Here is a 23,446-nt window from a genome sequence, read left to right on the forward strand (position 1 = left end):
GGAAAGGCGCGCGGCTTGCGCGCAGTCTGGCGCGATCTGGGTCTGGTTGCACCGGCGTGGCCAGTCTGCAGCGGAACAGGTTTTCATCCTTGTTCACAAAGACAGGGTCGTACGATGCAGGACGCCCTGTCGGCGCTCGCCCGTCGCCGGCAGTGCTCCCGGATGCCGCCTCCGCAGCAGGCTACTCAGCAGTTGCAATCGACGCCCCGCTACGCCGGGGGCGCGAATTGCTCCGGCATCCGTACGAACTCTGCTGACGGCACGCCGTGGAGCGCAATGCCAAGTGTCGAATAGGCACCTGGCGTATCGGCCAGCCCGAAGTTCGGATTCCGCTGACGCTCCCCACGTGGAAGCTGCCCGCATCGACCCGCCGGCGGGAGGCGTGTTATAAAACCTCGGCTGATAGTGGTTTCGGCCAAGGTTTTGTAACAGTGCCCATCCCCCCAACCAGTACCCAACGCGAACACGCCCTCTCGCTGCTGCAACGCCGCGGGATGATGCGCCTGCGCGAGTTCGGCGAAGCTGGGGTGACGGCCACGACCGTCTCCCGGCTCGAGCGGGATGGTGCCATCGTGCGACTGGCACGAGGCCTGTACCAGCTTGCCGACGCGGACCTCGACCAGCAGCACACGCTGGCGGAAGTGGCCAAGCTGATCCCGAAGGGAGTCGTCTGCCTGACCTCGGCGCTGGCCTTCCACGGCCTGACCGACCAGCTGCCCGCTCGGGTGTGGGTGGCACTGGACAGGAAGGACTGGCGCCCTCGCATCGCCTATCCCCCGGTCCGGATCGTCCGCTTCCCTGCCGAACAGCTGGCGGCCGGCGTCGAGCGCCACCTCATCGAAGACATCCCGGTGTCGATCTTCGGCGTCGCCAAGACAATTGCCGACCTGTTCCGCTATCGCCGCACGGTCGGCGAGGCAGTGGTGATCGAAGCACTCCGGGAAACGCTTCGCCAGCGCAAGGCCAACCCGGCCGACATCGCCAGGTTTGCCAAGCAGGCGGGCGTCTGGAAGACCATGCAGCCCTACCTGACCACGCTGACCTCCGATGGCTAAGCCCCCGACCAACATCGCGGCATCGGTACGCGCGCGATTGCTGAATCTCGCCCGCGAAACGCAGCGTCCGCTGGACCAGCTGCTGACCCGCTACGCATTGGAACGCCTGCTGTATCGCCTCAGCCTTTCGGCTTACCGCGACCGCTACGTGCTCAAGGGTGCGCTTCTGGTCACGACCTGGTTCAAAAGCCCACACCGTCCGACCCGCGACGTCGACTTCCTCGCTTTCGGCGACCCATCGATGGACGTCCTGCTGGCGCGATTCCGCGAGATCGCGGCGATCCCGGTCGACGACGGCCTGGTCTACGACATCGATGCATTGAAAGCGGAGCTGATCCGCGACGATCAGCACTACGGCGGCGTGCGCTTGCGGACGACCGCGAGGCTGGCCGGCGCACGTATCCCCATCGTCATCGACGTCGGGTTCGGCGACGCGACCGAGCCTGGCCTGCAGGAGATCGACCTGCCCGTGCTGCTGGACATGCCGGCACCGCACCTGCTGGCCTATCCACCTGAAACGGTGATCGCCGAGAAGTTCGAGGCCATGGTCAAGCTCGGACTGGCCAACTCCCGGATCAAGGATTACTACGACGTGTGGGCGCTGTTGATGACGCGGGAACCTGACCTCGAACGACTCGCCAGCGCGATTCGCGCCACGTTCGAACGCCGAGGCACTGCCCTGCCTGGCGGGACGCCGGACGCGCTGAGCGCGACCTTTGCAGAGGACGACACGCACAAGAGTCAATGGCGTGCCTTCACGCGAAACGTCGAACAAGAGGCACCGGCGCTGGAGGTGGTAGTCGCCGAGCTGAAGGCGCGGCTGATGCCGGTTGTACTGCGGCTTTTCGCCCAGCAGCACTCCTAAACCAGATTGAGCTGCAGTGATCGGATCGCCGACGCACGAACATGGCTCGACCTCATGGGCAGCCAAGCTCCTGACAGGATCTCTGGCAAGTGCACCATGATGAATACTTCTCGCAACGCACAGACATCCTCCGCGCCATGGCCGACGCCGCCACCTTCCGCTTCCCTGACATGAACTACCGATCTCCGCCGGCACTGGCATACCAGGTATGGTTTGGCGGCGGCCAAGTCGCGCTCTACAGCGCGAGCAAGTGCCAGCTCGACCACACGCACGGACTAAACGAGCTGGTGTTCGCTTCGCTGCAATCGCTGCAGTTGGACAAGCTGTTCTCCTGCCTATCTACATGCGGCCTGCCGATCCTGGGGCATCACTGCCTACCAGCTCAGGGACGAATTTACTGGTCGACGTGTTCCGCTTTTCATGGCGTGGCAGGACGCAGAGTACTGGTGGGGAGCCAAGCAGGCTCACGACCGCTGGAACATGGTGAGCCACGGCGCTGAAGTCGCAAGCCAGACGCGCTTGGCCGATCTTGCAGACCGCCTCGCCTGCGCTGTCGATGAATGTCAGACCCACCTGCAAAACCTTTGCGAGGCTTATGCCGTCCAATTGGGTGCGCAGGACGCGGAAACCTGGGAGCTTCCATCCCGATGCTTCTCCGACAGCCATTCGCAAGCAGTGTATCCGGCCATCCACAGTTTCTTCTGGCAACTGGCCGTGCTACGCGACTTGCTCGCCGAGTTCGCCGCAGGGCACATTTTTGGACATGACGGCATCGCAACCTACAAGGGATTGCTGGACAAGCTCAAACGCGACTCCACGCCTGATCCCGATCTCGCGGTCAAGCTTCGCGCCGCGGGCGACGCCGGAGGCTGGATTTCTGTTTTCACGAGCTATCGCAACCTGTTCACCCACGCCGCTTCACTTCGAAGCGTCCAAGGCTTTCACCACACGTACCAGGACACGCGCACTCTCTATACGCGTTCGGTGCCGCAACTCTACTACCCGCTCCGGCGTGATCCGCAGCTGTTGGTTCAACAGCGATCTTCAGGTTCCGCCACGCGTACACCGACCATCCCCATTGAGCCGACAGAACCGAACCGCTCTCATGAACCTGATGCGCTGGAGTACCTAGCCTCCACGTTCGACCGATTTGTTCAGCTCGCGATCGCTCTATCGCTCCGTTCACCGGTGGAGCCGCAGATGCCGACGCTCACGGATGAAGACATTATCGAGTTCAAGGGGATCTGAACGACCATGTCAGCCATCGGATGAGAACAGGTCGGCGCTGAGCGGGAAGGCGGTATCGGCGCCCGCCACGACCAATGGCACCGCCACCGCCCGGCACACATCAGCACGACGTGCTGGATGGCGAGCAGGAACCAGGACCGGCCGGCGGCACCGCATCGATCGGAGAAGGCGAGGGCAGTGCGCGGGACATCGGGCATGCTCAACGGGGGCAAGCCAAGAACTGAGCCGGGGCTGGTGCGATGCACAATGTTGATGGCGAACGCCAAATTGGCTATCGCCAGGCACTGGCTAGGTGGGGGCCTGCGTGCATGTTGCACTCTGACCCTGAGGCTTCGACCCTGAGGTTTCATCCGCATTTCCTTCTAACCCCTCTTTCCAGTAAACTGAAACTTGATAGGATGGCGGAACATTCCATCGGGCCAGCGACGGCATATTCCTGTTGTCGTAGGGTGAGTTAGGGCCGAAGCAAGATTTACTACTTCGTCCATGGGTGATGTTCCAATATAGAAAGCTAGGTCTCGGGGCTTTACGCTAATGCCAACAACTAGTTCAAGAAAAACCGCTTCGCGGGCCGGCCTAATTCGTTTGCATGGGAAAGGCCTCGGCATGTCTCGATTATTAACCCTGGCGCTGGCGTTAGTTGTCCCTGCTTATGCAGCTGAGCCAATGCAGTTCAAGATCGCTCCTAACACCCCTAAGAACAATCTCTTTCGGGCTGCGCTACGTGGCGGCCAGTACGAGATCTTCGCTTTTGGTGAGATCGACAGAGGAGCTTCTGAGAGATTTCAAAAGTTCGTCACCGCAAATGCGATCAATGACGCAATCGTGTTATTTGATTCCCCGGGCGGATCGCTATCCGAAGGGTTGAGACTGGGGAAGGCGATTCGATCTATGCGCTTTGATACAGGCGTAGGTTCGTATGGCCAGAACGGCGGGCGCCTATATCAGGGCATGTGTGCAAGCTCTTGTGCCTATGCATTCGCAGGGGGTGAATACCGTTTCTATTACGGTGGCAAAGAGAGGCTCGGGATACATCAGTTTTATTCATCTGGCACCAACCAAGTCGACATTGGAGAAACTCAAATTGTCAGCTCGGTTATCGTCGATTATTTACAGTCCATGGGAGTTGATCCGCAGGCATTTGTCGTTGCAAGCACTGCCCGCGGCGATTCGATGTTCTGGCTGACCGAAGGTCAGGCCATTTCATTGGGGCTTTCAAACAATGGCGCCAATCCGACTGTGGCTGAGATCAAGATGGTTGGTGCAACTCCATACTTAAAACTAGAGCAGAGGAGTAGCAATGGGACAGCAAGGCTCTTATTTGGGTGCGAGGATAATAGCATCATCCTGCTGGCGGGAATTGTCACGACTCAAGATCTGTCAAGAGAGAAGCAATTTGGCCTGGCTAGAAACTATCTTGAAACGGACTCGGGCGAATTGCTGGTTGCAAAAGCACGATCGGGAACCAGTGCAGTTGACAGCGTGCTTTGGCTGCAGCGATTGCCCTCTAACTCCGACCTATTAAATTTGCTCAAGACTAACACAATTGGCATTTGGACTGAGAACGGCGGGCCAACCAGATGGGGGATAACTATAGATGTCCGCCCCGCGAGGCAGAAGATGGCTTACTTCATAAAAAACTGTTTGCAAGGTCGCTAGGCTTTTGCCTAACAAGTAATTCAAGCCGAACAGGCTTCGCGGGTTGGACTAATTCAGGCGTTATGCGGAAAACGGAGGTCCGTTGTGAATCGAAAAGACGCGATTGAAATTTTGAGCCGATCGATAGCGAGGTTGAGAGAGTTTACCAACGATGATGATCTGGCTCAGCTGGATTTGCCGTTGGCTGATTGGTTTCTTTGGGGATCATCTTGGTACGACTATCGGCTTTCTCTAATCGAGGATCGCCTCGATAAGTTACTAGAGCAGGAACATTTCCGGTGCAGACTGCAAGAGCCCGCCGCTCAAGATTTCATGCATCTTATGACAAGTGTTGGCCCTGCCGAACGAAGGAGCGGAATCAATTATCTCCGGGAAGGCCTTGGAAATCCATATCAAGTAACCATCTGCGATCCGTACCTTCTAAGGGGTCGTCGTGATATGACCGCAGCTGACTTGATCAATGGACTTGACGAGCTGATCCCACAATCGACAAGAAAACTTGAAATATTCATCAAGCCACGTGCTCGTGACGTAGATATAGCTGGACAAGTTAATGAGCTTTGTAGGCGCAGACGGCTAAAAATTACCTGCAGAAGAACTGAGCAATTCCATGACCGTGTCTGGCTCGCTGATGATCAAGTAGCCTGGTCTGTTGGGGCCTCATTCAACGGACTAGGTCATAAGCCAGCTTTCATTCTACGCATCCCTGATGAAGATTGCCTTGCATTTGTTCGTGTAGTTCGGGAGCTCAGAGAGTCTCTACCGGTATCCAGGTCTGCCTAAAAACCGAAAACCTCAGGGTCGAAAACCTCAGCGAAAACCTCAGCGAAAACCTCAGCGAAAACCTCAGCGAAAACCTCAGGGTCAAAGTACACTTTCCCTCTTCCCATCTCGGATACCTCAGGGTCAGAGTGCACTTTCCCTTTTCTCATCTCTGGGAGCCAATCGAAGTCCCCGGATTCCCGCCTTCGCGGGAATGACGAATAAAGAGGGCGCTTTTGCTTTCAGCCGCTGTGAGTCTTTCGGGCCTCGACCTTCTTCCCCGACTTCCCCACGTTCGCGGGAAAGCCCCGTCGCGGCGAGGCCCGCCGGCCGCGGCGGGGGCAGCGCCTACGGGCGCGCCGGGCACCGGTTGTAGGAGGCCCGCCCTCGGGCCGATGGCTTGGTTCGCCGGGAAAGCCCGATCGCGGCGGGAACGCCGCTCCTACAGGCGTATTGGGTTGGATAGGTTCTTGAACGGGTGCTATTGTTGGTCCTGTCTACAGAGCCTTGAGGATACCGGTATGGGCACCAAGTTCTCCGAGGACGTGATTCCGCTGACCGACCTGAAGGTCAACCCCGGCCGCGTCGTCAAGCATGCGGCGGACGCGCACCGCCCTGTGCTGCTCACCAGCCGCGGGCGCGGCGTGGCCGTGGTGCAGTCGATGCGCGACTACGAGACGGCCGAAGAGGAACGCGCATTCATGCGGGCGGTCGTTGCCGGTCTCGCCGACCTCGAGGCGGGCCGGGAGCTGTCATTGGCGCAGGCCAAGGCGCGGCTCGGTTTGAAGTAGCGGCGTGGCCAAGGTTGCCGTCCGGCTCGCCGAATCCGCGCTGGTCGATCCAGAGTCGATACGGGCGTGGTACGCCGAACGGGGTGTGCCTGAAGTGGGCGAGCGCTTGCTCGGCGAAACCGTCACGCGCATCGAGGCACTCGCCGATCATCCGGACCTTGGGCGTATCGTCCCCGAGTTCGACCAGCCTTTTCTGCGCGAGCTGATCCGGCCACCGTTTCGCATCGTCTATCGGCGTGACCTGAAGCAGGTGCGCGTGGTTCGGGTCTGGCGCAATGAGCGCCTGCTCGACGTGCCAGACGAAGACGCACCATGAGCGATGAGCGTGGGCGATGCGATACCTCAGGGTCAGAGTGCACTTTCCCTCTTCTCATCTCTGGGAGCCAATCGAAGTCCCTGGATTCCCGCCTTCGCGGGAATGACGAACAAATCGAAGTCCCTGGATTCCCGCCTTCGCGGGAATGACGAACAAGTCGAAGTCCCTGGATTCCCGCCTTCGCGGGAATGACGAAGAAATCGAAGTCCCTGGATTCCCGCCTTCGCGGGAATGACGAACAAAGCGGGCGCTTTTGCCTTCAGCCGCTGTGAGTCTTTCTGGTGCCTTCAGCCGCTGCGAGTCTTTCTGGTGCCTTCAGCCGCTGGGAGACTTTTTGGACACGAGCTTCTGCCCCGATTTGCGCACCAGCCGCTCCGGCAATTCCTGCAGCGCAGCCACCATCCTCGCCAGCACCAGGTGGGCGGCGCGGCTGGGCTGGCGGCGCGGGGCGGTGCACACGGCCAGCTGCAGGGGGCGCGCCTGCCAGCCGTGCAGGGGGACGAAGGCCAGGGTGTCCTGTTCGACATCGTGGGCCACGTCCACCAGGCTCAGCACGCCCACGCCGCCGCCGGCGCGGATCAGCGAGCGGATCAGGCGGGTGTCGTTGCAGGTGGTGACCCGGCGCGGGTCCACGCCGTGGCGCAGGTACAGGCTGCGGGTGCGCTCCTCGATCACCAGCGGCGCGGCCGGCACCAGCAGGCGTTGGTCCAGCAGCCGGCTCATGGCCAGGGTCTTCTCGCCGGCCAGGGCGTGAGCGGGCGGCAGGACTGCGCCCACCGGCACCTCGATGGCCGCGCGCACTTCCAGGTTGCCGTGCTCGACCGGGTCCAGCAGCAGGCCGAAGTCGACTTCGGCCGCGGCCACCAGCTCGCTGGCGATGCGGTTCTTGACCACGCGCAGGTCGAAGGAGAAGCCGGGATATTCGCAGGTCAGCTCGGCCAGCAGCTGCGGCACGAAGCCTTCGCTCAGGGCGTCGATCAGGGCGATGCTGACGTGGCCGCGGCGCAGCCCGCGCAGGTCGCCCACGCGCTCCAGCGTGCGGGTGTGTTCCTTGCGCCAGCGGGTGAGATCGTCCAGCAGCAGCTCGCTAGCGAACAGGGGTCAGAGTGCACTTTCCCTCTTCTCATCTCTGGGAGCCAATCGAGGTCCCTGGATTCCCGCCTTCGCGGGAATGACGAACAAAGCGGGCGCTTTTGCTTTCAGCCGCTGTGAGTCTTTCTGGTGCCTTCAGCCGCTGGGAGACTTTCTGGACCCGAGCTTCTGCCCCGATTTGCGCACCAGCCGCTCCGGCAATTCCTGCAGCGCAGCCACCATCCTCGCCAGCACCAGCTGGGCGGCGCGGCTGGGCTGGCGGCGCGGGGCGGTGCACACGGCCAGCTGCAGGGGGCGCGCCTGCCAGCCGTGCAGGGGGACGAAGGCCAGGGTGCCCTGTTCGACATCGTGGGCCACGTCCACCAGGCTCAGTACGCCCACGCCGCCGCCGGCGCGGATCAGCGAGCGGATCAGGCGGGTGTCGTTGCAGGTGGTGACCCGGCGCGCGAACAGGGGTCAGAGTGCACTTTCCCTCTTCTCATCTCTGGGAGCCAATCGAAGTCCCTGGATTCCCGCCTTCGCGGGAATGACGAACAAAGAGGGCGCTTTTGCTTTCAGCCGCTGTGAGTCTTTCTGGCCGCGACCTTCTTCCCCGACTTCCCCACCAGCCGCTCCGGCAATTCCTGCAGCGCAGCCACCATCCTCGCCAGCACCAGCTGGGCGGCACGGCTGGGCTGGCGGCGCGGGGCGGTGCACACGGCCAGCTGCAGGGGGCGCGCCTGCCAGCCGTGCAGGGGGACGAAGGCCAGGGTGCCCTGTTCGACATCGTGGGCCACGTCCACCAGGCTCAGCACGCCCACGCCGCCGCCGGCGCGGATCAGCGAGCGGATCAGGCGGGTGTCGTTGCAGGTGGTGACCCGGCGCGGGTCCACGCCGTGGCGCAGGTACAGGCTGCGGGTGCGCTCCTCGATCACCAGCGGCGCGGCCGGCACCAGCAGGCGTTGGTCCAGCAGCCGGCTCATGGCCAGGGTCTTCTCGCCGGCCAGGGCGTGAGCGGGCGGCAGGACCGCGCCCACCGGCACCTCGATGGCCGCGCGCACTTCCAGGTTGCCATGCTCGACCGGGTCCAGCAGCAGGCCGAAGTCGACTTCGGCCGCGGCCACCAGTTCGCTGGCGATGCGGTTCTTGACCACGCGCAGGTCGAAGGAGAAGCCGGGATATTCGCAGGTCAGCTCGGCCAGCAGCTGCGGCACGAAGCCTTCGCTCAGGGCGTCGATCAGGGCGATGCTGACGTGGCCGCGGCGCAGCCCGCGCAGGTCGCCCACGCGCTCCAGCGTGCGGGCGTGTTCCTTGCGCCAGCGGGTGAGATCGTCCAGCAGCAGCTCGCCGGCGGTGGTGAGCTTCATGCCGGTGGGCAGGCGTTCGAACAACTCGGTTTCCAGCTGCTGCTCGGCGCCCTGGATCTGCCGATGGATCGCCGAAGCCGAGACATGCAGCACCTCGGCGGCCTTGCGCAGGTTGCCCTGGGCGGCGACCTCGATGAAGTAGCTGGCGAAACGGGAGAAGGGCAGCATGGCCTGGCCTGTTCTGTTTTTTGCAACGGGGAGCTGCAAAATCTCTTATAGACTGCAACACGGGCGGGCAGCAAGGTAGATGCGTTCCTCCGGTTCGCCATGGCCACGCTCCCGTGGGTCCATGGTCCCGGCGCCATCAGGTCGCCTGCCCCGCATGTCCGCCACTGCCGCCGCTCACCCCGCAAATCCGCACAGCGCGCTGCCGCCCAACTGCACCTTCACCGAGTCGGACTGGCAGCTGCTGGCGCGCCAGTGGTTCCCGGTGGCCAATGCCGCCGAGGTCACCGGCGCCCCGCACCAGGCCATGCTGCTGGACGAGCCCCTGGTGCTGTATCGGGTGGCGGGCGAAGTGGTGGTGGCGCGCGATGTCTGCCCGCACCGCGGCGTGCCGTTGAGCATGGGCCGCCACGATGACCAGGGCGTGGTGTGTCCATACCACGGCCTGCGCTTTGGCAGTGGCGGGCGCTGCAACCGGGTGCCGTCCAGCCCGGACAGGCCGATCCCGGCCAAGCTGCACCTGACAACCTATCCGGCGGTGGAGCGCTACGGCCTGGTCTGGACCTGCCTGGCGCCCGATCCGCAGTCGCCGGCGCCGCTGCCGGTGATGCCGCACTGGGACGATGCCGGCTTCCAGCAGATCAACTGCCCGGCCTTCGACATCAACGGCTTTGCCGGGCGCCAGATGGAAGGCTTCCTGGACGTGGCGCATTTTGCCTGGATCCACACCGGCACCTTCGCCGACCCGGACAACCAGCGGGTGCCGGACTACACGACGGTGGAAACCGAACACGGCTTCCGCGCCGACTACATCAGCAGCGTCAGCAACTACGGCGAGGGTTTGCGCCACCTGGCGCCGGCAGACTTTGCCTGGCTGCGCAGGTTCGAGACCCACCTGCCGTTCACCGCCTCGCTGACCATCCATTTCCCGGGCCAGGACCGGCTGGTGATCTTCAATTGCGCCAGCCCGATGTCGGCGCGCAAGACCCGGCTGTTCGTGCCGATTGCACGCAACTTCAACCTGGCCCAGCCGGTGGAGGAGGTGCACGCCTTCAACCTGCGGGTGTTCGAGGAGGACCGGGCCATGGTCGAGATGCAGAAGCCCGAGCGCCTGCCGCTGGACATGGCGCTGGAGGCGCACATTCCCGCCGACCGCAGTTCCATCGCCTATCGCCGCGGCCTGAAGAAAATGGGCTTTGGCGCGTTCTTCCTGGCCTGATCGCCATGGCCCTGCTGCCGGTGATCGTGGATGCGATGAGCCGCCAGGGCGCGGGCAACATGGCCCTGGAGCTGGTCTCGGCCGATGGCGCGCCGTTACCGGCGTTCGAGGCCGGGGCACATGTGGACCTGCACCTGCCCGGCGGGCTGGTGCGCCAGTATTCGATCGCCAGCACCCCGGCCGACCTGACGCGCTACGTGCTGTGCGTGCGGCGCCAAGCGGCCTCGCGCGGCGGCTCGGCCTGCGTGCACGAACGCCTGCGCGTGGGCGATACGCTGACCATCTCCGCGCCGCGCAACCTGTTCGCGCTGCAACCGGGCGCGCACCACGTGCTGGTCGCCGGCGGCATCGGGGTCACCCCGCTGCTGGCCATGGCCCAGCAGCTGTACGCACGCCGCGCGTCCTTCGAGCTGCATTACTACACCCGCAGCCGCAGCGAAGTGGCCTTCGAACGCCTGCTGCAGGAACGGCTCGGCCCGCAGCATGTGCAGGTGCATTGTGGCGATGAGGGCCGCCACGCGCGCCAGCACCTGCCCGCGGCGTTGCAGGCCGGCGAGGCGGACCATCAGCTCTACCTGTGCGGCCCGGCCGCCTTCATGGAACACATCGCCGCCGCGGCGCGCGTGCACGGCTGGGCGGCCGAGCGCATCCACAGCGAGGCCTTTGCGCCGCCGGCGGCCATCGTGCAGGGCGACGGTGACGACGCCGGCTTCGAGGTCGAATTGGCCTCGTCCGGCCAGGTCTTCGCCATCCCCCCGGGCCGGACCATCGCCGCGGTGCTGCAGGAAGCCGGCGTGGCCCTGAGCCTGTCGTGCGAGATGGGCATGTGCGGCGCCTGCCTGACCGATGTGGTCGATGGCATCCCCGACCACCGCGACAGCGTGCAGAGCGCGCAGGAAAAGCGCAGCAACCGGCAGATGACCCTGTGCTGCTCGCGCAGCCACAGCGCGCGGCTGGTCCTGGCGCTGTGAGCGTGGCCGGCGCACATTGGGGTCTGCGCCGCGCGCCGGCTGCGGGCATGATGCAGCTCACGGCATCCAAGCGGCGCACTTTTTGCCCCCTGCCTTTTGCGCAGCAAAGGGGAGGGCCGGGGTGGGGTCGCTCTTGCTCTGGCTGCACGGCGCAAGCAAAAGCAACCCCTCCCCAGCCCTCCCCTGCTGCGCAGGGGAGGGGGCCAGAATGTTCCCCAGCCCTTCCCGTGCAGGGGAGGGGGCCAGAATGCTCCCCAGCCCTTCCCGTGCAGGGGAGGGGCCAGAATGCTCTTCAGCCCTCCTCTGCTGCACAGGGGAGGGGGCGAGAATGCGCTTCCCCGGCCCTGTCCTGCTGCGCAGGGCAGGGACCAAGCCTGCACTGACCCGACCGGATCTTGTTTTCGCATGAGCCTTGCATCAGCCACCGCCGCCGACCTCGATCCGCGCCACCGTCCGGGCGTGGTCCAGAACCTGGCGCTGCTGGCCGAATACACCAGCGCGCTGGCAGGTTTCGCGCCCGAGCTGCCCTCGACCCATGAAACCGACGCCGCCACGCCCGCCAATACGGTCGGCGGCGAGCACGCGGCGCTGATCGAGCAGCTGCACGCGCGCAATCCCGCGCTGATGGCCTTCACCCGCATCTTCGCGGTGGACCCCAGCGGGCAGGGTGTTCGCACGCCGGCCGAAGGCGCGCTGGCCGGGGTGCCGTTCGCGGTCAAGGATCTGTTCGACGTGCAGGGCCTGCCGACCACGGCCGGCGCGGCCATGCGCGTGGACGCTGCCCCTGCCGCGCGCGATGCCGAAGTGGTGCGCCGGCTCAAGGCCGCCGGCGCGGTGCTGGTGGGCACGACCAACATGGACGAATTCGCCTACGGCTTTGCCACGGTCAACGCGCACTTCGGCACCACCCGCAACCCGCACGATCCGGCGCGCCTGGCCGGCGGCTCGTCGGGCGGCTCGGCGGCGGCGGTCGCCGCAGGCCTGGTGCCGTTCGCGCTGGGCTCGGACACCAACGGTTCGATCCGCGTGCCGGCGGCGCTGTGCGGGATCTATGGCCTGCGCAGCACGCATGGGCAGGTGCCGCTGCAAGGGGTGTTTCCGTTCGTCCAGGCCCTGGATGTGGCCGGCCCGTTTGCGCGGTCGCTGGACCTGCTGCAGACCGTGCATGAAGTGATGGCGGACACCGCCCTGGCGAAGATCGATGTGGCCGGCCTGCGGATCGCGCGCCTGGGCGGCTGGTTCGCGCGCAATCTCGATCCGGACCTGCGCGCCGGGCTGGATGGCATCAGCGCCGCGCTGGAGATTTCCGGCCCGGTGGAGCTGCCGCAGGCCGAGCAGTCGCGCCGGGCCGCGTTCGTGATGACCGCGATGGAAGGTGGTTTCTTGCACCGCCAGGCGCTGCGCACCAACCCCGATGGCTTCGATCCCGCGGTGCGCGACCGCCTGCTGGCCGGGCTGTTGCAGCCGGCCGAACACTGGCTGCAGGTGCAGCGCTTCGCCGAATGGTTCGGCCAGGCGATGGCGCGGCTGTGGCAGCACTTGGATGTGCTGATCGCACCGGCGGTGCCGTGCGTGGCCCCGCGCATCGACCAGGCGAGCATCGAGGTCGATGGCCAGCAGGTCTCCGCGCGCGCCAACCTGGGCATGTTCACCCAGCCGCTGGGCCTGGCCGGCTGCCCGGTGCTGGCGGTGCCGCTGCATCGCCCGGGACGGCTGCCGCTGGGCGTGCAGCTGGTGGCTGCGCCGGGGCGCGAGGATCGCCTGTTTGCGCTGGCCCGGCAGCTGGAGGCCATCGGCCTGACCGGGGTCAGCGCACCGCCGGTCGAGGGCCAGGCCTGATGCTGCACACCTTGCGCGCGCGCCGCGGCATGACGGTGGCCCCGCACCACCTGGCAGCGCACGCCGGGCGCGATGTGCTGCGCGAGGGCGGCAGCGCGGTCGAAGCCTGCGTGGCCATGGCCGCGACCCTGGCGGTGGTGTATCCGCACATGACCGGGATCGGTGGCGACGGCTTCTGGCTGGTGCGCGAAGCCGACGGCCGGGTGCATGCCATCGATGCCTGCGGGCGCAGCGCCCAGGCGGCGACGCTGGCCTTCTACGCGGGCCAGACCCGGATCCCCTGGCGCGGTCCGGGCGCGGCCAACACGGTGGCCGGTACGGTCTCCGGCTGGGCGCTGGCGCTGGCGCTGGCCGGCGAAGGCAACCGCCTGCCGCTGGCGCGGCTGCTGGAGGAGGCGATCGCGCACGCCCGCGCCGGGGTGCCGGTGACCGCTGGCGGCGCCCAGGTCGCCGCGGCCAAGGGCGCCGAGCTGCGCGCGCAGCCCGGTGCCTACGCGGCCACGTTCGAACCGGATGGCCGTGCGCTGCGCGAGGGCGAGCTGCTGCGCCAGCCGCGGCTGGCCGACACGCTGGCGCAGCTGGCCCGCGCCGGCCTGGACGATTTCTACCGCGGCGCGCTGGCCCGGACCATCGCCGCCGACCTGGCCGCGCTGGGCAGTCCGCTGGCGCTGGCCGACCTGCAGGCCCACCGCGCGCAGGCCAGCACCCCGCTGCACGTGCGCCTGGAGCAGGCCACGCTGTACAACCACGCGCCGCCGACCCAGGGCCTGGCCTCGCTGCTGATCCTGGCGCTGTTCGAGCGCCTGCAGGTGCAGCAGGGTGAGGGCTTCGCGCACGTGCATGGCCTGGTCGAGGCGACCAAGCAGGCGTTCCTGATCCGCGATGCGCATGTCGGCGACCCGGCCTGGATGTCGCTCGATCCGCAGGCGCTGCTGGACGATGCCGCCGCCCTGGACGGCCTGGCCGCGCGCATCGACCCGGCCCGCGCCCTGCCGTGGCCCCAGCCCGCGCAGGCCGGCGACACCACCTGGTTCGGCGCGATCGATGGGCGCGGCCAGGCGGTGAGCTGCATCCAGTCCACGTATTTCGAATTCGGCTCCGGGCTGGTGCTGCCGGCGACCGGGATCACCTGGCAGAACCGCGGCTGCAGCTTCGGCCTGGCCGCCGATGGCTGGAATGCGCTCAAGCCTGGGCGCAAGCCGTTCCACACGCTCAACCCGGCGCTGGCGGTGTTCGACGATGGCCGGGTGATGAGCTACGGCACCATGGGCGGCGAAGGCCAGCCGCAGACCCAGGCGGCGATCTTCAGCCGCTATGCGCGCTTCGGCATGCCGCTGCAGCAGGCGGTGAGCGCGCCGCGCTGGCTGCTGGGCCGCACCTGGGGCGAGGACAGCACCTCGCTGAAGCTGGAGGACCGCTTCGCGCCCGAGCTCATCCAGGCGCTGCGCGCTGCCGGCCATGTGGTCGAACTGCTGCCGGCCCATACCTCGGTGATGGGCCACGCCGGCGCCCTGGTGCGCGAAGCCGATGGCACCCTCAGCGGCGCCAGCGATCCACGCAGCGACGGGGTGGTGGCCGGATGGTAGATCTGCAGGCCGCAGGGCAACGCGCCATCGCCCGCTGCGATGCGCTGGGCGTGGCGCCGTACAGCGACTCGCAGACCGGCCTGTATCGCGCCTGGCTCACGCCCGCCCATCGGGCCGCGCAGGACAAGGTGGCCCAGTGGATGGGCCAGGCCGGCATGGCCACGCGCATCGATGCGGCCAGCAACCTGGTCGGTCGTTACCAGGGCAACATGCCGCACGCCCCGGCGCTGCTGATCGGCAGCCACCTGGACAGCGTGCGCGACGCCGGCCGCTACGACGGCCCGCTCGGGATCATGCTGGGCATCGAATGCGTGGCCGCGCTGCAGGCGTCCGGGGCGCGGCTGCCGTTTGCCATCGAGGTGATCGCCTTCGGCGACGAGGAGGGCTCGCGCTTTCCCGCTTCGATGTTCACCAGTCGCGCGGTGGCCGGCACGCTGTCGGCCGATGCGCTGGACGGGATCGTCGATGCGGCCGGCGTGTCGGTGGCCGAGGCCTTGCGTGGCTGGCAGCTCGACCCGGCCCGGATCACCGAGGCTGCGCGCAGGCCCGAACAGGTCATCGGCTATCTCGAAGCCCATATCGAACAGGGCCCGGTGCTGGAAGCCGAGGGCCTGGCGCTGGGCGTGGTCACCGGCATCGCCGCGCAGCTGCGCTTTGAGGTCACCGTGACCGGACGCGCCGGCCATGCCGGCACCTCGCCGATGCCGCTGCGCGCCGATGCGCTGGCGGCGGCGGCCGAATGCGTGCTGGCGGTCGAAGCCATCGCGCGTGCAGACGACAGCGACCTGGTCGCCACCGTCGGCCGGCTGCAGGTGCTGCCCGGCGCGACCAATGTCGTGCCCGGGCAGGTGCCGTTCTCGCTGGACGTGCGCGCCGGCGACGACGCCACCCGCGATGCCGGGGCGGCGCAGATCCTGGGCCGGTTCCAGGCCATCGCCGCCGCGCGCGGGGTGCAGGTCCAGGCCATCCAGGTGCAGGACCTGGCCGCAAGCCCGTGCGATGTGCACTTCATCGCGCTGCTGGAACAGGCCGTGGCCGCGCAGGACATCGCCCCGTACCGGCTGGTGTCCGGGGCCGGGCACGATGCGATGGTGATGCGTGCGCTGTGCCCGACCGCCATGCTGTTCGTCCGCTGCGACGGCGGCATCTCGCACAACCCGGCCGAGCGCGCGCACGCGGCCGACGCCGGCGTGGCCGTGGCGGCGATGCTGGATTTCATCGAACGATTGGGAGCAACCCGTGGCACCTGAAGTCTTTGCCGAGATCGATCCGCCGCAGCGCCTGCTGATGGGCCCGGGCCCGGTCAATGCCCATCCGCGCGTGCTGCGCGCCATGTCCGCCGACCTGCTGGGCCAGTTCGATCCGGAGATGACCGCGTACATGAACGAGGTCATGGCGCTGTATCGGCCGATCTTCGGCACACGCAACACCTGGACCTTCCTGGTCGATGGCACCGCCCGGGCCGGGATCGAGGCGGCGCTGGTGTCGCTGGTGGCGCCGGGACAGACGGTGCTGGTGGTGGACTTCGGCCGCTTCGGCCTGCTGCTGGGCGAGATCCTGGCGCGGATCGGGGCCAGGATCGAAACCGTCAGCGCGCCCTGGGGCCAGGTCGTCGAACTGGATGCCATCGAGGACGCCCTCAAGCGCGTGCGGCCCTCGCTGGTGGCCACCATCCACGGCGACACCTCCACCACCATGGCCCAGCCGCTGGAAGGCTTCGGCGCGCTGTGCCGAAAGTACGGCGCGCTGTCCTACGTGGACGCCACCGCGACCATCGGCGGCATGGAACTGGCCGCCGACCGCTGGGCCGTGGACGTGGTCAGCGGCGGCCTGCAGAAATGCCTGGGCGGGCCGTCCGGTTCGGCGCCGATCACCCTGTCCGAGGCGGCGGCCGAACGCATCTTCGCGCGCCGGCACGTGGAGCGCGGCATCGTGCGCGATGACCTGGACGATGGTGAAGGCCCGCGCATCGGCTCCAACTATTTCGACCTGGCCATGGTCATGGACTACTGGTCGGACAAGCGCCTGAACCACCACACCGAGGCCACCACGATGCTCTACGGCGCCCGCGAATGCGCGCGCATCGTGTTGCAGGAAGGCCTGGAAAACCGCTGTGCGCGCCATCGCGCCGCTGGCCGCGCGGTCACCGCCGGCGCGCGTGCGCTGGGGCTGGAGGTGTTCGGCGAGGATCGCCATCGCATGAGCAACGTCACCGGCCTCGTGATCCCGCCCGGCGTCGATGGCGAAGCGGTGCGCCGGCGCATGCGCGAGGATTTCCAGATCGAGATCGGCAGCGCGTTCGGCCCGCTGCAGGGCCGGCTCTGGCGGATTGGCGCGATGGGCTACAACGCGGCCAAGCACAAGGTCCTGATCACCCTGGGCGCGCTGGAAACGGTCCTGCGCGCCGAAGGCTTCGCTGCGCCGGCCGGCGTGGCGGTGGAAGCGGCGCTGGCGGCATGGAACGCGGAACTGTCCGCATGAGCGCAGGCCAGGGCATGGCGCTCAACGACCCGGCGGTGGTGGCCCAGGTGCGCGCGGCGTTCGACGCCTACGAACGGGCGCTGATGGCCGATGATCTCGCCGCGCTGGATGCGCTGTTCCATGCCGCGCCGAGCACCGTGCGCTACGGCGTGGGCGAGGTGCTGTACGGGATCGAGGCGATCCGCGCGTTCCGCATCGGCCGTGGTGGCTCGCCGCAGCGCACCCTGGCGCGGGTGGAGATCGCCACCTTCGGACGCGATTTCGCCACCGCCAACGCCGAATTCTTCCGCGAAGGCAGCACCGGCCGCGGCCGCCAGAGCCAGAGCTGGGTGCGCTTTGCCGATGGCTGGAAGGTGGTTGCCGCGCACATCTCGCTGGAGGGCCGCCACGCATGAGCCTGGCCGATCTGCAGGCGCGGCTGGCCCACGACCTGGCCTGCCTGGACCATGGCAGGCCGGACTGGACCCGGCCGCGCACGCACGGCGACGGTCACGTCTTTGATGTGGTGATCGTCGGCGGCGGCCAGAGCGGGCTCGGCGCGGCCTTCGCCCTGATGCGCGAGCGGGTGTCCAACCTGCTGGTGATCGACGAGAACCCGCAAGGGCGCGAAGGCCCGTGGCTCAGCTACGCGCGCATGCTCACCCTGCGCACGCCCAAGCACCTGACCTCGATCGATCTGGGGCTGCCATCGCTGACCTTCCGCGCCTGGTGGGAAGCCCAGCACGGCGTGCAGGGCTGGCAGGCGCTGGACAAGATCCCGCGCCAGGACTGGATGGCCTACCTGTGCTGGTACCGGCGCGTGCTGGCCCTGCCGGTGCGCAACGACACCAGCCTGGAACGGCTCGAACCGCTGCCCGAGATTGGCCTGCACCGCCTGCACCTGCAGGACGGCCAGACGCTGCTGGCGCGCAAGGTGGTCCTGGCCACCGGCATCCAGGGCGGCGGCCAATGGGTGGTGCCGAAGCTGGTCGCCGAGCGGCTGCCGCCATCGCTGTACGCGCACACCTCCGGGCCGCTGGACTACGACGCCCTGGCCGGCAAGCGCATCGGCATCCTCGGCGCCGGTGCCTCCGCGTTCGACAACGCCCAGTACGCGCTGCAGCGCGGGGTGGCCCAGGCGCATGTGTTCGTGCGCCGTGCACAGCTGCCGCGGGTCAACCCGATCCGGCACATGGAGCAGGCCGGGATCATCGCGCGCTTTGCCGCGCTGCCCGACGCGGACAAGTACGCGCTGATGGCGAGTTTCTTCGCCCGCAACCAACCGCCGACCAACGACACCTTCGCCCGCGCCGCGGCCATGCCCGGCTTTCACCTGCACCTGGGCGCGCCGTGGCTGGACCTGGGGCAGCGCGATGGCCGCGCGGTGGTGACCACGCCGCAGGGCGAGCATGAGTTCGACTTCCTGGCCATCGCCACCGGCCTTGTGACCGATCCGGACCTGCGCCCGGAGCTGGCCGCCATCGCGCCGGCCATCGCCCGCTGGCGCGACCGCTACAGCGCACCGGCGGAGATCGCCAACCCGCTGCTGGACGCGCATCCCTACCTGGGCCCGGGCTTCGAACTGCAGCCGCGCACGCCGGCAGATGCCGCCGCGCTGCACGGGCTGTTTGCCTTCAACTACTCGGCCCTGATCAACCTGGGGCTGTCGGCCGCGGCGTTGTCCGGCCTCAAATACGCGCTGCCGCGCCTGGCCCAGGCGGTGGCCAACCAGCTGTTCGTCGATGACCGCCAGGCGGTGCTGGATGATTTTCTGGCCTTCGACGAAGAAGAATTCACCGGCCAGTGGCCGCTGCAGGAGTCGGCGGCATGACCACGCTTTCCACCCACGTGCTCGACACCAGCCACGGCCGCCCGGCCGCGGGCGTGGCGGTGCGCCTGTGTGATGCGGCCGGCACCGTCCTGTGGCAGGGGCAGACCGATGCCGACGGGCGCTGTCCGGGGCTGAAGACCCTGGCCCTGCAGGCAGGCCGCTACCGGCTGGTGTTCGCGATGGCCGACTATTTCCGCGCAACCGGCGTGGAACTGCCCGAGCCGCCGTTCCTGGACCAGATCCCGCTGGAGTTCGGGCTCACCGCCCAGGGCCATTACCACGTGCCCTTGCTGGTGTCGCCGTTCGGCTATTCGACCTATCGCGGCAGCTGAGGCTCGCGCAGGTTCAGAGGCTGAGAAAAATTCGACCGCCGTAGCGAGAGCGCCGCCAAGCGTTCGTGACAAGGTGCGTTGGGGGCAAATCCGGGGAGTTTGGTGAGCCAAATGACCCGGATTTGCCCGCAGCGCGCCGCCGGCACGGGCGTTTGGCGACGGTCGCAGTAGGCGGGCGATTTTTTCTCAGCCTCTCAGGCGGCCGGCACGATCTGGTCGAAGCTGGTCACCCGCCGATGGCCGTTGGTTTCCTGCGCGCTGCGCGGCTGCGGGTAGTCCTCGACCCGATCCACCAGCACGGTCTGCAGCCCGGCCTGGCGCGCGGCGTCCAGCTCGGCCACCACGTCGGACAGGAACAGGATCTCGCCCGCCGCCACGCCGATCCGCTCGACGATCCGTGCATAGCTGGCGCGCTCGCGCTTGCCGCCCACTTCGGTATCGAACCAGCCGGAAAACAGCGGGGTCAGGTCGCCAGCCTCGCAGTGGCCGAACAGCAGCTTCTGCGCGGCCACCGAGCCGGAGGAGTACACGTACAGCGCCAGGCCTTCGGCGTACCAGCGCTGCAGCGCCTGGACCGCGTCGGGATACATGTGCGCGGTGAACTCGCCCTCGCGGTAGCCCGCTTCCCAGATCAGGCCCTGCAATGCCTTGAGCGCGGTGTGCTTGCGGTCCTGGTCGATCCAGTCCTGCAGCGCCGCCACGATCGCCTGGTCGTCGGCCGCCCCGGTTTCGGCCGCGACCGCATCCAGCAGCGCGCGCACCTGCGGCTGGCCGCCGTGCGCGGCGACGAATGCCGGCAGCGCGCGCCGGGCGTAGGGAAACAGCACGTCCTTGACGAAGGAAATGCTGCTGGTGGTGCCCTCGATGTCGGTGAGGATCGCCAGGACGACGGTGCCCATCAGCCCGGCTGGCCCGGGGTGTAGCGCGGGAAGCGCGCGGCAATGCTCTCGCCGGTGAAATGCCCGACCCAGCCATCGGGCTCGGTGAAGAAGCGGATCGCCACGAAGCTGGGCTCGGGGCCCATGTCGAACCAGTGCCTGGTGCCGTCGGGCACCGCGATCAGGTCGTTGCGCACGCACTCGATCTCGTAGACCTTGTCGTCCACGTGCAGGGTGAACAGGCCCGAGCCGGCGACGAAGAAGCGCACTTCGTCCTCCTTGTGGTAGTGCTCGTCCAGGAACTTGGTCCGCAGCTCGGCGCGCTTGGGGTTGTCCGGGGCGATGCTCATCACGTCCACCGACTTGAAGCCGCGCGCGTTCACCAGGCGGTCGATGTCGGCGCGGTAGGCCTCCATCACTTCCTCGGGCGTGGCGCCGGGAGCGACTTCCTTGGAGGCCTGCCAGCGCTCGAACAGCACCCCGATTTTCTTCAGTTCGGCGGCGATCAGGTCCGGGTCGTTGCTGGCCAGCAGCGGCGTGGCCGGGTCGGCGTGGTCGAAGATGCGAAGACGGCTCATGGCAGGTTCCTGGCGAAGGCGAAAACCGGTGCAGAGGGTAGCAAGTGCAACCGGCCGCCGGCGTTGCCACGGTGCAACGCTGCGGCCGGACCTCAGCTGCGACAGCCGAGCTTGCGCAGTTCCAGCTCGCAGTGGAGCAGGAACTCGAAGGCTTCCAGGTGGCGGCGGGCCTGGGCCATGTCCCGGCCCCACGCATACAGGCCGTGGCCATCGATCAGGTAGCCCCACAGGGGTTGCTGGTCCAGCAGCGCATCGACCTGGGCGGCCAGCACCTTCATGTTCTGGGTGTTGGGGAACACCGGCACATCCACTGCCGCCTCGTGGGTGCTGTTGCCGTGGAAGGCCTTGAGCAGCTCGTAGCCTTCCAGGCGGACCTGGCCGGCGCCGGCGTACAGGCGTGAGGCGATGGTCTGCACCGGCGAATGGGTGTGCAGCACGCAGCCGACCTGCGGCAGGCGCTGGTACAGCCGGGTGTGCAGCAGGGTCTCGGCCGAGGGGCGCTGGTCGCTGGCCACCGGCGCCCCTTCCAGATCCACCACCATGATGTGCTCGCGGCCCATGCGGCCCTTGTCCGCGCCGGAGACGGTGATTGCCACATGGGCATCGTCCAGGCGTCGGGAAAAGTTGCTGCTGGTGGCCGGGGTCCAGCCAAGGGCGGCCAGTTCGGCCACGTTGGTGGTGATCTCCTCGGCCAGCACAGCCAGGCGCGCGGCATCGTAGGGCAGGGCGTTCATGGCTCGATTTTACCCGGATACAGAAACGGCGCGGGTGAGCGCGCCGTTTCGTGTCGATGCCGGGTGGCATGTCCCTATGGTGCGTCTTCCTTGAATTCCGGCAGGTCCGGGCCCTCCAACGGCTCCTGGCCCTTGTAGAGGCGGGAATTGTGCATGCCGTAAACGAAGTAGAGCACGATCGCGGCGATGGTGTACCAGCCGAAGAACACCAGCACGCGGGTTTCGACCGTGAAGATCAGGGCGAAGCAGGACACGATTCCCAGCAGCGGCAGGACCGGATAAAGCGGAACCTTGAACCCACGGGGGATCTCCGGATGGGTGCGTCGCAGCCAGATCACAGACAGGCAGACGATGCCGAACGCGGCCAGGGTACCGACCGAGGTCATGTCGCCCAGGGTGTTGATGTCGAAGAAGGCGGCGGCGACCCCGGTGATCAGCCCGACCAGCACCGTGTTGATCCACGGTGTCTTGAACTTGCTGTGGACCGTTGCGAATACGCGCGGGAGCAGTCCGTCGCGCGCCATGGTGTAGAAAATGCGGGTCTGCCCGTACATCAGCACCAGCACCACTGAGGTCAGGCCGATGATCGCGCCGGCCTTGACCAGTTTGGCGAACCAGCTCCACTGCGGGCCAAGGGCATCGACCGCGACGGCCACCGGATCGGGCACGTTGAGGGTCTTGTAGTTGACGATCAGGGTCATCACGATCGACACGAGGATGTAGATGGCCGTGCAGGCGACCAGCGAGCCGATGATGCCGATGGGCATGTCGCGCTTGGGATTCTTGGCCTCCTGGCCAGCGGTGGAGACCGCTTCGAAGCCGATGTAGGCGAAGAACACGATCGAGGCCGCGCGAAGGATGCCGCCCCAGCCGAATTCCCCCTTGTCGCCGCTGGCGGGCGGGATGAAGGGCTCCCAATTGGCCTTGAGCGTGTCGAAATGCTCGATGACATACCAGCCGCAGATGGCGATGAACGCCACGATCACGGTGACCTTGATCGCGACGATGACGTTGTTGACCTTGGCGCTTTCGGACACACCGATGACCAGCAGGGCGGCCAGCAACATGCAGATCACGAACGCCGGCAGGTTGAACAGGTAGGTGACCGGTGCGCCGTTGACCAGGACATCAACTCCCGCCTCCTGCACGTGATGCCCGGTGGGGCCGGTCAACGCCACGGGAATGTGGATGTTGTAGTCACCCAGCAGGCTGACGACATATCCGCCCCAGCCGACCGCCACGACCGAGGCTGCCAGGCCGTATTCCAGCAGCAGCAGCGCGCCCATGATCCAGGCGGCGAATTCGCCGATCGTGGTGTAGCTGTAGGTGTAGGCCGAACCCGAAACCGGAAGCGTGGAAGACAGTTCCGCGTAGCACAGCCCGGCCAGCGCGCAGACCGCGCCGGCCACCAGGAACGACAGCAGGACCGCCGGGCCCGCGTGCAGGGCCGCGGCATTGCCGGTACGCACGAAGATGCCGGCACCGATGATGCATCCGATGCCCAGAAACACGAGGTTCCACGGTCCAAGGGTGCGCTTGAGCTGGCTCGTTTCGGTTTCCCGCTGCACTTGCTCGACGCTTTTGCGCAACAGCAGACGCGAGAAGAAGCCTTTGGGAGTACTGCTCATCAATCTAGGTCCCCTTGGTTTGTCATGGCGGCAAGTCCCGGGATGATCGGGGGCCAAGGGGATGAACCATATCCGTGACACTTGTGCTGCA

23 protein-coding genes are annotated in these 23,446 nt (G+C 66.7%); 16 read left to right on the forward strand and 7 right to left on the reverse strand.

Features of this window, described 5'->3' with window-relative positions:
- Positions 1 to 431: 431 nt before the first annotated feature.
- From D9R12_RS01230 to D9R12_RS01255, 7 genes are all read left to right on the forward strand, one after another.
- Positions 432 to 1,055, forward strand: coding sequence for a type IV toxin-antitoxin system AbiEi family antitoxin domain-containing protein (locus D9R12_RS01230; RefSeq protein ID WP_280524756.1), 624 nt, complete (start codon positions 432 to 434; stop codon positions 1,053 to 1,055).
- Entirely contained in the window at positions 1,048 to 1,920 is an 873-nt protein-coding gene (locus tag D9R12_RS01235; protein WP_122227135.1) for a nucleotidyl transferase AbiEii/AbiGii toxin family protein, read from the forward strand. The genes D9R12_RS01230 and D9R12_RS01235 overlap by 8 nt, the downstream gene beginning before the upstream one ends.
- A 420-nt stretch (positions 1,921 to 2,340) precedes the next feature.
- Positions 2,341 to 3,168: a hypothetical protein gene (locus D9R12_RS01240; protein WP_122227137.1), complete on the forward strand. Its 828-nt coding sequence runs from the start codon at positions 2,341 to 2,343 to the stop codon at positions 3,166 to 3,168.
- A gap of 666 nt (positions 3,169 to 3,834) precedes the next feature.
- Positions 3,835 to 4,827: a COG3904 family protein gene (locus D9R12_RS01245; RefSeq protein ID WP_210538839.1), complete on the forward strand. Its 993-nt coding sequence runs from the start codon at positions 3,835 to 3,837 to the stop codon at positions 4,825 to 4,827.
- 84 nt (positions 4,828 to 4,911) lie between these two features.
- Positions 4,912 to 5,610, forward strand: a complete 699-nt coding sequence (locus D9R12_RS15515; RefSeq protein ID WP_147475034.1) for a hypothetical protein — start codon at positions 4,912 to 4,914, stop codon at positions 5,608 to 5,610.
- A gap of 500 nt (positions 5,611 to 6,110) precedes the next feature.
- The gene (locus D9R12_RS01250) at positions 6,111 to 6,380 is read left to right on the forward strand and encodes a type II toxin-antitoxin system Phd/YefM family antitoxin (protein WP_014160797.1); all 270 of its coding nucleotides are present in this window, start codon (positions 6,111 to 6,113) and stop codon (positions 6,378 to 6,380) included.
- A 4-nt stretch (positions 6,381 to 6,384) separates the two neighbouring features.
- Complete coding sequence (locus D9R12_RS01255; RefSeq protein ID WP_122227141.1) at positions 6,385 to 6,696, forward strand: type II toxin-antitoxin system RelE/ParE family toxin; 312 nt, start codon at positions 6,385 to 6,387, stop codon at positions 6,694 to 6,696.
- Between the two features lie 315 nt (positions 6,697 to 7,011).
- Here the strand turns inward: D9R12_RS01255 and D9R12_RS01260 are convergent, their stop codons facing one another.
- The 3 genes from D9R12_RS01260 to D9R12_RS01275 all read right to left on the reverse strand — a co-directional run bounded on the left by D9R12_RS01260 (position 7,012) and on the right by D9R12_RS01275 (position 9,302).
- Positions 7,012 to 7,722, reverse strand: coding sequence for a LysR substrate-binding domain-containing protein (locus D9R12_RS01260; RefSeq protein WP_244919609.1), 711 nt, complete (start codon positions 7,720 to 7,722; stop codon positions 7,012 to 7,014).
- A gap of 201 nt (positions 7,723 to 7,923) precedes the next feature.
- Positions 7,924 to 8,241 carry a LysR substrate-binding domain-containing protein gene (locus tag D9R12_RS01270; protein WP_280518452.1) on the reverse strand — a complete coding sequence of 106 codons (318 nt, stop codon included), beginning with the start codon at positions 8,239 to 8,241 and terminating at the stop codon, positions 7,924 to 7,926.
- Between the two features lie 101 nt (positions 8,242 to 8,342).
- Positions 8,343 to 9,302 (reverse strand): LysR family transcriptional regulator, encoded by a 960-nt coding sequence (locus tag D9R12_RS01275; protein WP_122227145.1) that lies wholly within the window; start codon positions 9,300 to 9,302, stop codon positions 8,343 to 8,345.
- A 154-nt stretch (positions 9,303 to 9,456) separates the two neighbouring features.
- Here D9R12_RS01275 and D9R12_RS01280 point away from each other — a divergent pair, with 154 nt between their 5' ends.
- The 9 genes from D9R12_RS01280 to uraH all read left to right on the forward strand — a co-directional run bounded on the left by D9R12_RS01280 (position 9,457) and on the right by uraH (position 19,537).
- Positions 9,457 to 10,518, forward strand: coding sequence for an aromatic ring-hydroxylating oxygenase subunit alpha (locus tag D9R12_RS01280; protein ID WP_122227147.1), 1,062 nt, complete (start codon positions 9,457 to 9,459; stop codon positions 10,516 to 10,518).
- A 5-nt stretch (positions 10,519 to 10,523) separates the two neighbouring features.
- Positions 10,524 to 11,489 carry a PDR/VanB family oxidoreductase gene (locus D9R12_RS01285; protein ID WP_122227149.1) on the forward strand — a complete coding sequence of 322 codons (966 nt, stop codon included), beginning with the start codon at positions 10,524 to 10,526 and terminating at the stop codon, positions 11,487 to 11,489.
- 405 nt (positions 11,490 to 11,894) lie between these two features.
- On the forward strand, positions 11,895 to 13,328 hold the full coding sequence (locus D9R12_RS01290) for an AtzE family amidohydrolase (RefSeq protein WP_122227151.1): 1,434 nt from the start codon (positions 11,895 to 11,897) through the stop codon (positions 13,326 to 13,328).
- Positions 13,328 to 14,914: a gamma-glutamyltransferase family protein gene (locus tag D9R12_RS01295; protein ID WP_014160791.1), complete on the forward strand. Its 1,587-nt coding sequence runs from the start codon at positions 13,328 to 13,330 to the stop codon at positions 14,912 to 14,914. The genes D9R12_RS01290 and D9R12_RS01295 overlap by 1 nt, the downstream gene beginning before the upstream one ends.
- Positions 14,915 to 14,940: 26 nt before the next feature.
- Positions 14,941 to 16,164: an allantoate amidohydrolase gene (locus D9R12_RS01300; RefSeq protein WP_244919620.1), complete on the forward strand. Its 1,224-nt coding sequence runs from the start codon at positions 14,941 to 14,943 to the stop codon at positions 16,162 to 16,164.
- Between the two features lie 37 nt (positions 16,165 to 16,201).
- A complete protein-coding gene (locus tag D9R12_RS01305) occupies positions 16,202 to 17,395 on the forward strand; it encodes a pyridoxal-phosphate-dependent aminotransferase family protein (protein WP_244671981.1) in 1,194 nt (397 codons plus the stop codon).
- Between the two features lie 14 nt (positions 17,396 to 17,409).
- Positions 17,410 to 17,790 (forward strand): oxalurate catabolism protein HpxZ, encoded by a 381-nt coding sequence (gene hpxZ / locus D9R12_RS01310; protein WP_122227654.1) that lies wholly within the window; start codon positions 17,410 to 17,412, stop codon positions 17,788 to 17,790.
- Complete coding sequence (locus tag D9R12_RS01315; protein WP_122227157.1) at positions 17,787 to 19,205, forward strand: FAD/NAD(P)-binding protein; 1,419 nt, start codon at positions 17,787 to 17,789, stop codon at positions 19,203 to 19,205. Before hpxZ ends, D9R12_RS01315 begins: the two co-directional genes overlap by 4 nt.
- A complete protein-coding gene (gene uraH / locus D9R12_RS01320; protein WP_122227159.1) occupies positions 19,202 to 19,537 on the forward strand; it encodes a hydroxyisourate hydrolase in 336 nt (111 codons plus the stop codon). Before D9R12_RS01315 ends, uraH begins: the two co-directional genes overlap by 4 nt.
- 194 nt (positions 19,538 to 19,731) lie before the next feature.
- Here uraH and mtnC read toward each other — a convergent pair whose 3' ends face one another.
- The 4 genes from mtnC to D9R12_RS01340 form a co-directional block, all read right to left on the reverse strand.
- Positions 19,732 to 20,436 (reverse strand): acireductone synthase, encoded by a 705-nt coding sequence (gene mtnC, locus D9R12_RS01325; protein ID WP_122227161.1) that lies wholly within the window; start codon positions 20,434 to 20,436, stop codon positions 19,732 to 19,734.
- Positions 20,436 to 20,993, reverse strand: a complete 558-nt coding sequence (locus tag D9R12_RS01330) for a 1,2-dihydroxy-3-keto-5-methylthiopentene dioxygenase (RefSeq protein WP_014160784.1) — start codon at positions 20,991 to 20,993, stop codon at positions 20,436 to 20,438. Before D9R12_RS01330 ends, mtnC begins: the two co-directional genes overlap by 1 nt.
- A gap of 92 nt (positions 20,994 to 21,085) precedes the next feature.
- Positions 21,086 to 21,727: a methylthioribulose 1-phosphate dehydratase gene (locus D9R12_RS01335; protein ID WP_122227163.1), complete on the reverse strand. Its 642-nt coding sequence runs from the start codon at positions 21,725 to 21,727 to the stop codon at positions 21,086 to 21,088.
- A gap of 74 nt (positions 21,728 to 21,801) precedes the next feature.
- A complete protein-coding gene (locus tag D9R12_RS01340) occupies positions 21,802 to 23,355 on the reverse strand; it encodes an amino acid permease (RefSeq protein ID WP_122227165.1) in 1,554 nt (517 codons plus the stop codon).
- Positions 23,356 to 23,446 lie beyond the last annotated feature (91 nt).

The organism is Pseudoxanthomonas spadix (assembly GCF_003703395.1).
GTDB classification, from domain to species: Bacteria; Pseudomonadota; Gammaproteobacteria; order Xanthomonadales; family Xanthomonadaceae; genus Pseudoxanthomonas_A; species Pseudoxanthomonas_A spadix.

Bases quoted from the DNA above. Each gene is read 5' to 3' on its own strand.
- D9R12_RS01335 (WP_122227163.1), bottom strand. From the start codon at position 21,727: ATGAACGCCCTGCCCTACGATGCCGCGCGCCTGGCTGTGCTGGCCGAG.
- D9R12_RS01330 (WP_014160784.1), bottom strand. From the start codon at position 20,993: ATGAGCCGTCTTCGCATCTTCGACCACGCCGACCCGGCCACGCCGCTG.
- D9R12_RS01235 (WP_122227135.1), top strand. From the start codon at position 1,048: ATGGCTAAGCCCCCGACCAACATCGCGGCATCGGTACGCGCGCGATTG.
- D9R12_RS01315 (WP_122227157.1), top strand. From the start codon at position 17,787: ATGAGCCTGGCCGATCTGCAGGCGCGGCTGGCCCACGACCTGGCCTGC.
- hpxZ (WP_122227654.1), top strand. From the start codon at position 17,410: ATGGCGCTCAACGACCCGGCGGTGGTGGCCCAGGTGCGCGCGGCGTTC.
- mtnC (WP_122227161.1), bottom strand. From the start codon at position 20,436: ATGGGCACCGTCGTCCTGGCGATCCTCACCGACATCGAGGGCACCACC.
- D9R12_RS01240 (WP_122227137.1), top strand. From the start codon at position 2,341: ATGGCGTGGCAGGACGCAGAGTACTGGTGGGGAGCCAAGCAGGCTCAC.
- uraH (WP_122227159.1), top strand. From the start codon at position 19,202: ATGACCACGCTTTCCACCCACGTGCTCGACACCAGCCACGGCCGCCCG.
- D9R12_RS01305 (WP_244671981.1), top strand. From the start codon at position 16,202: ATGGGCCCGGGCCCGGTCAATGCCCATCCGCGCGTGCTGCGCGCCATG.
- D9R12_RS01290 (WP_122227151.1), top strand. From the start codon at position 11,895: ATGAGCCTTGCATCAGCCACCGCCGCCGACCTCGATCCGCGCCACCGT.
- D9R12_RS01295 (WP_014160791.1), top strand. From the start codon at position 13,328: ATGCTGCACACCTTGCGCGCGCGCCGCGGCATGACGGTGGCCCCGCAC.
- D9R12_RS01285 (WP_122227149.1), top strand. From the start codon at position 10,524: ATGGCCCTGCTGCCGGTGATCGTGGATGCGATGAGCCGCCAGGGCGCG.
- D9R12_RS01340 (WP_122227165.1), bottom strand. From the start codon at position 23,355: ATGAGCAGTACTCCCAAAGGCTTCTTCTCGCGTCTGCTGTTGCGCAAA.
- D9R12_RS01275 (WP_122227145.1), bottom strand. From the start codon at position 9,302: ATGCTGCCCTTCTCCCGTTTCGCCAGCTACTTCATCGAGGTCGCCGCC.
- D9R12_RS01245 (WP_210538839.1), top strand. From the start codon at position 3,835: ATGCAGTTCAAGATCGCTCCTAACACCCCTAAGAACAATCTCTTTCGG.
- D9R12_RS01280 (WP_122227147.1), top strand. From the start codon at position 9,457: ATGTCCGCCACTGCCGCCGCTCACCCCGCAAATCCGCACAGCGCGCTG.
- D9R12_RS01250 (WP_014160797.1), top strand. From the start codon at position 6,111: ATGGGCACCAAGTTCTCCGAGGACGTGATTCCGCTGACCGACCTGAAG.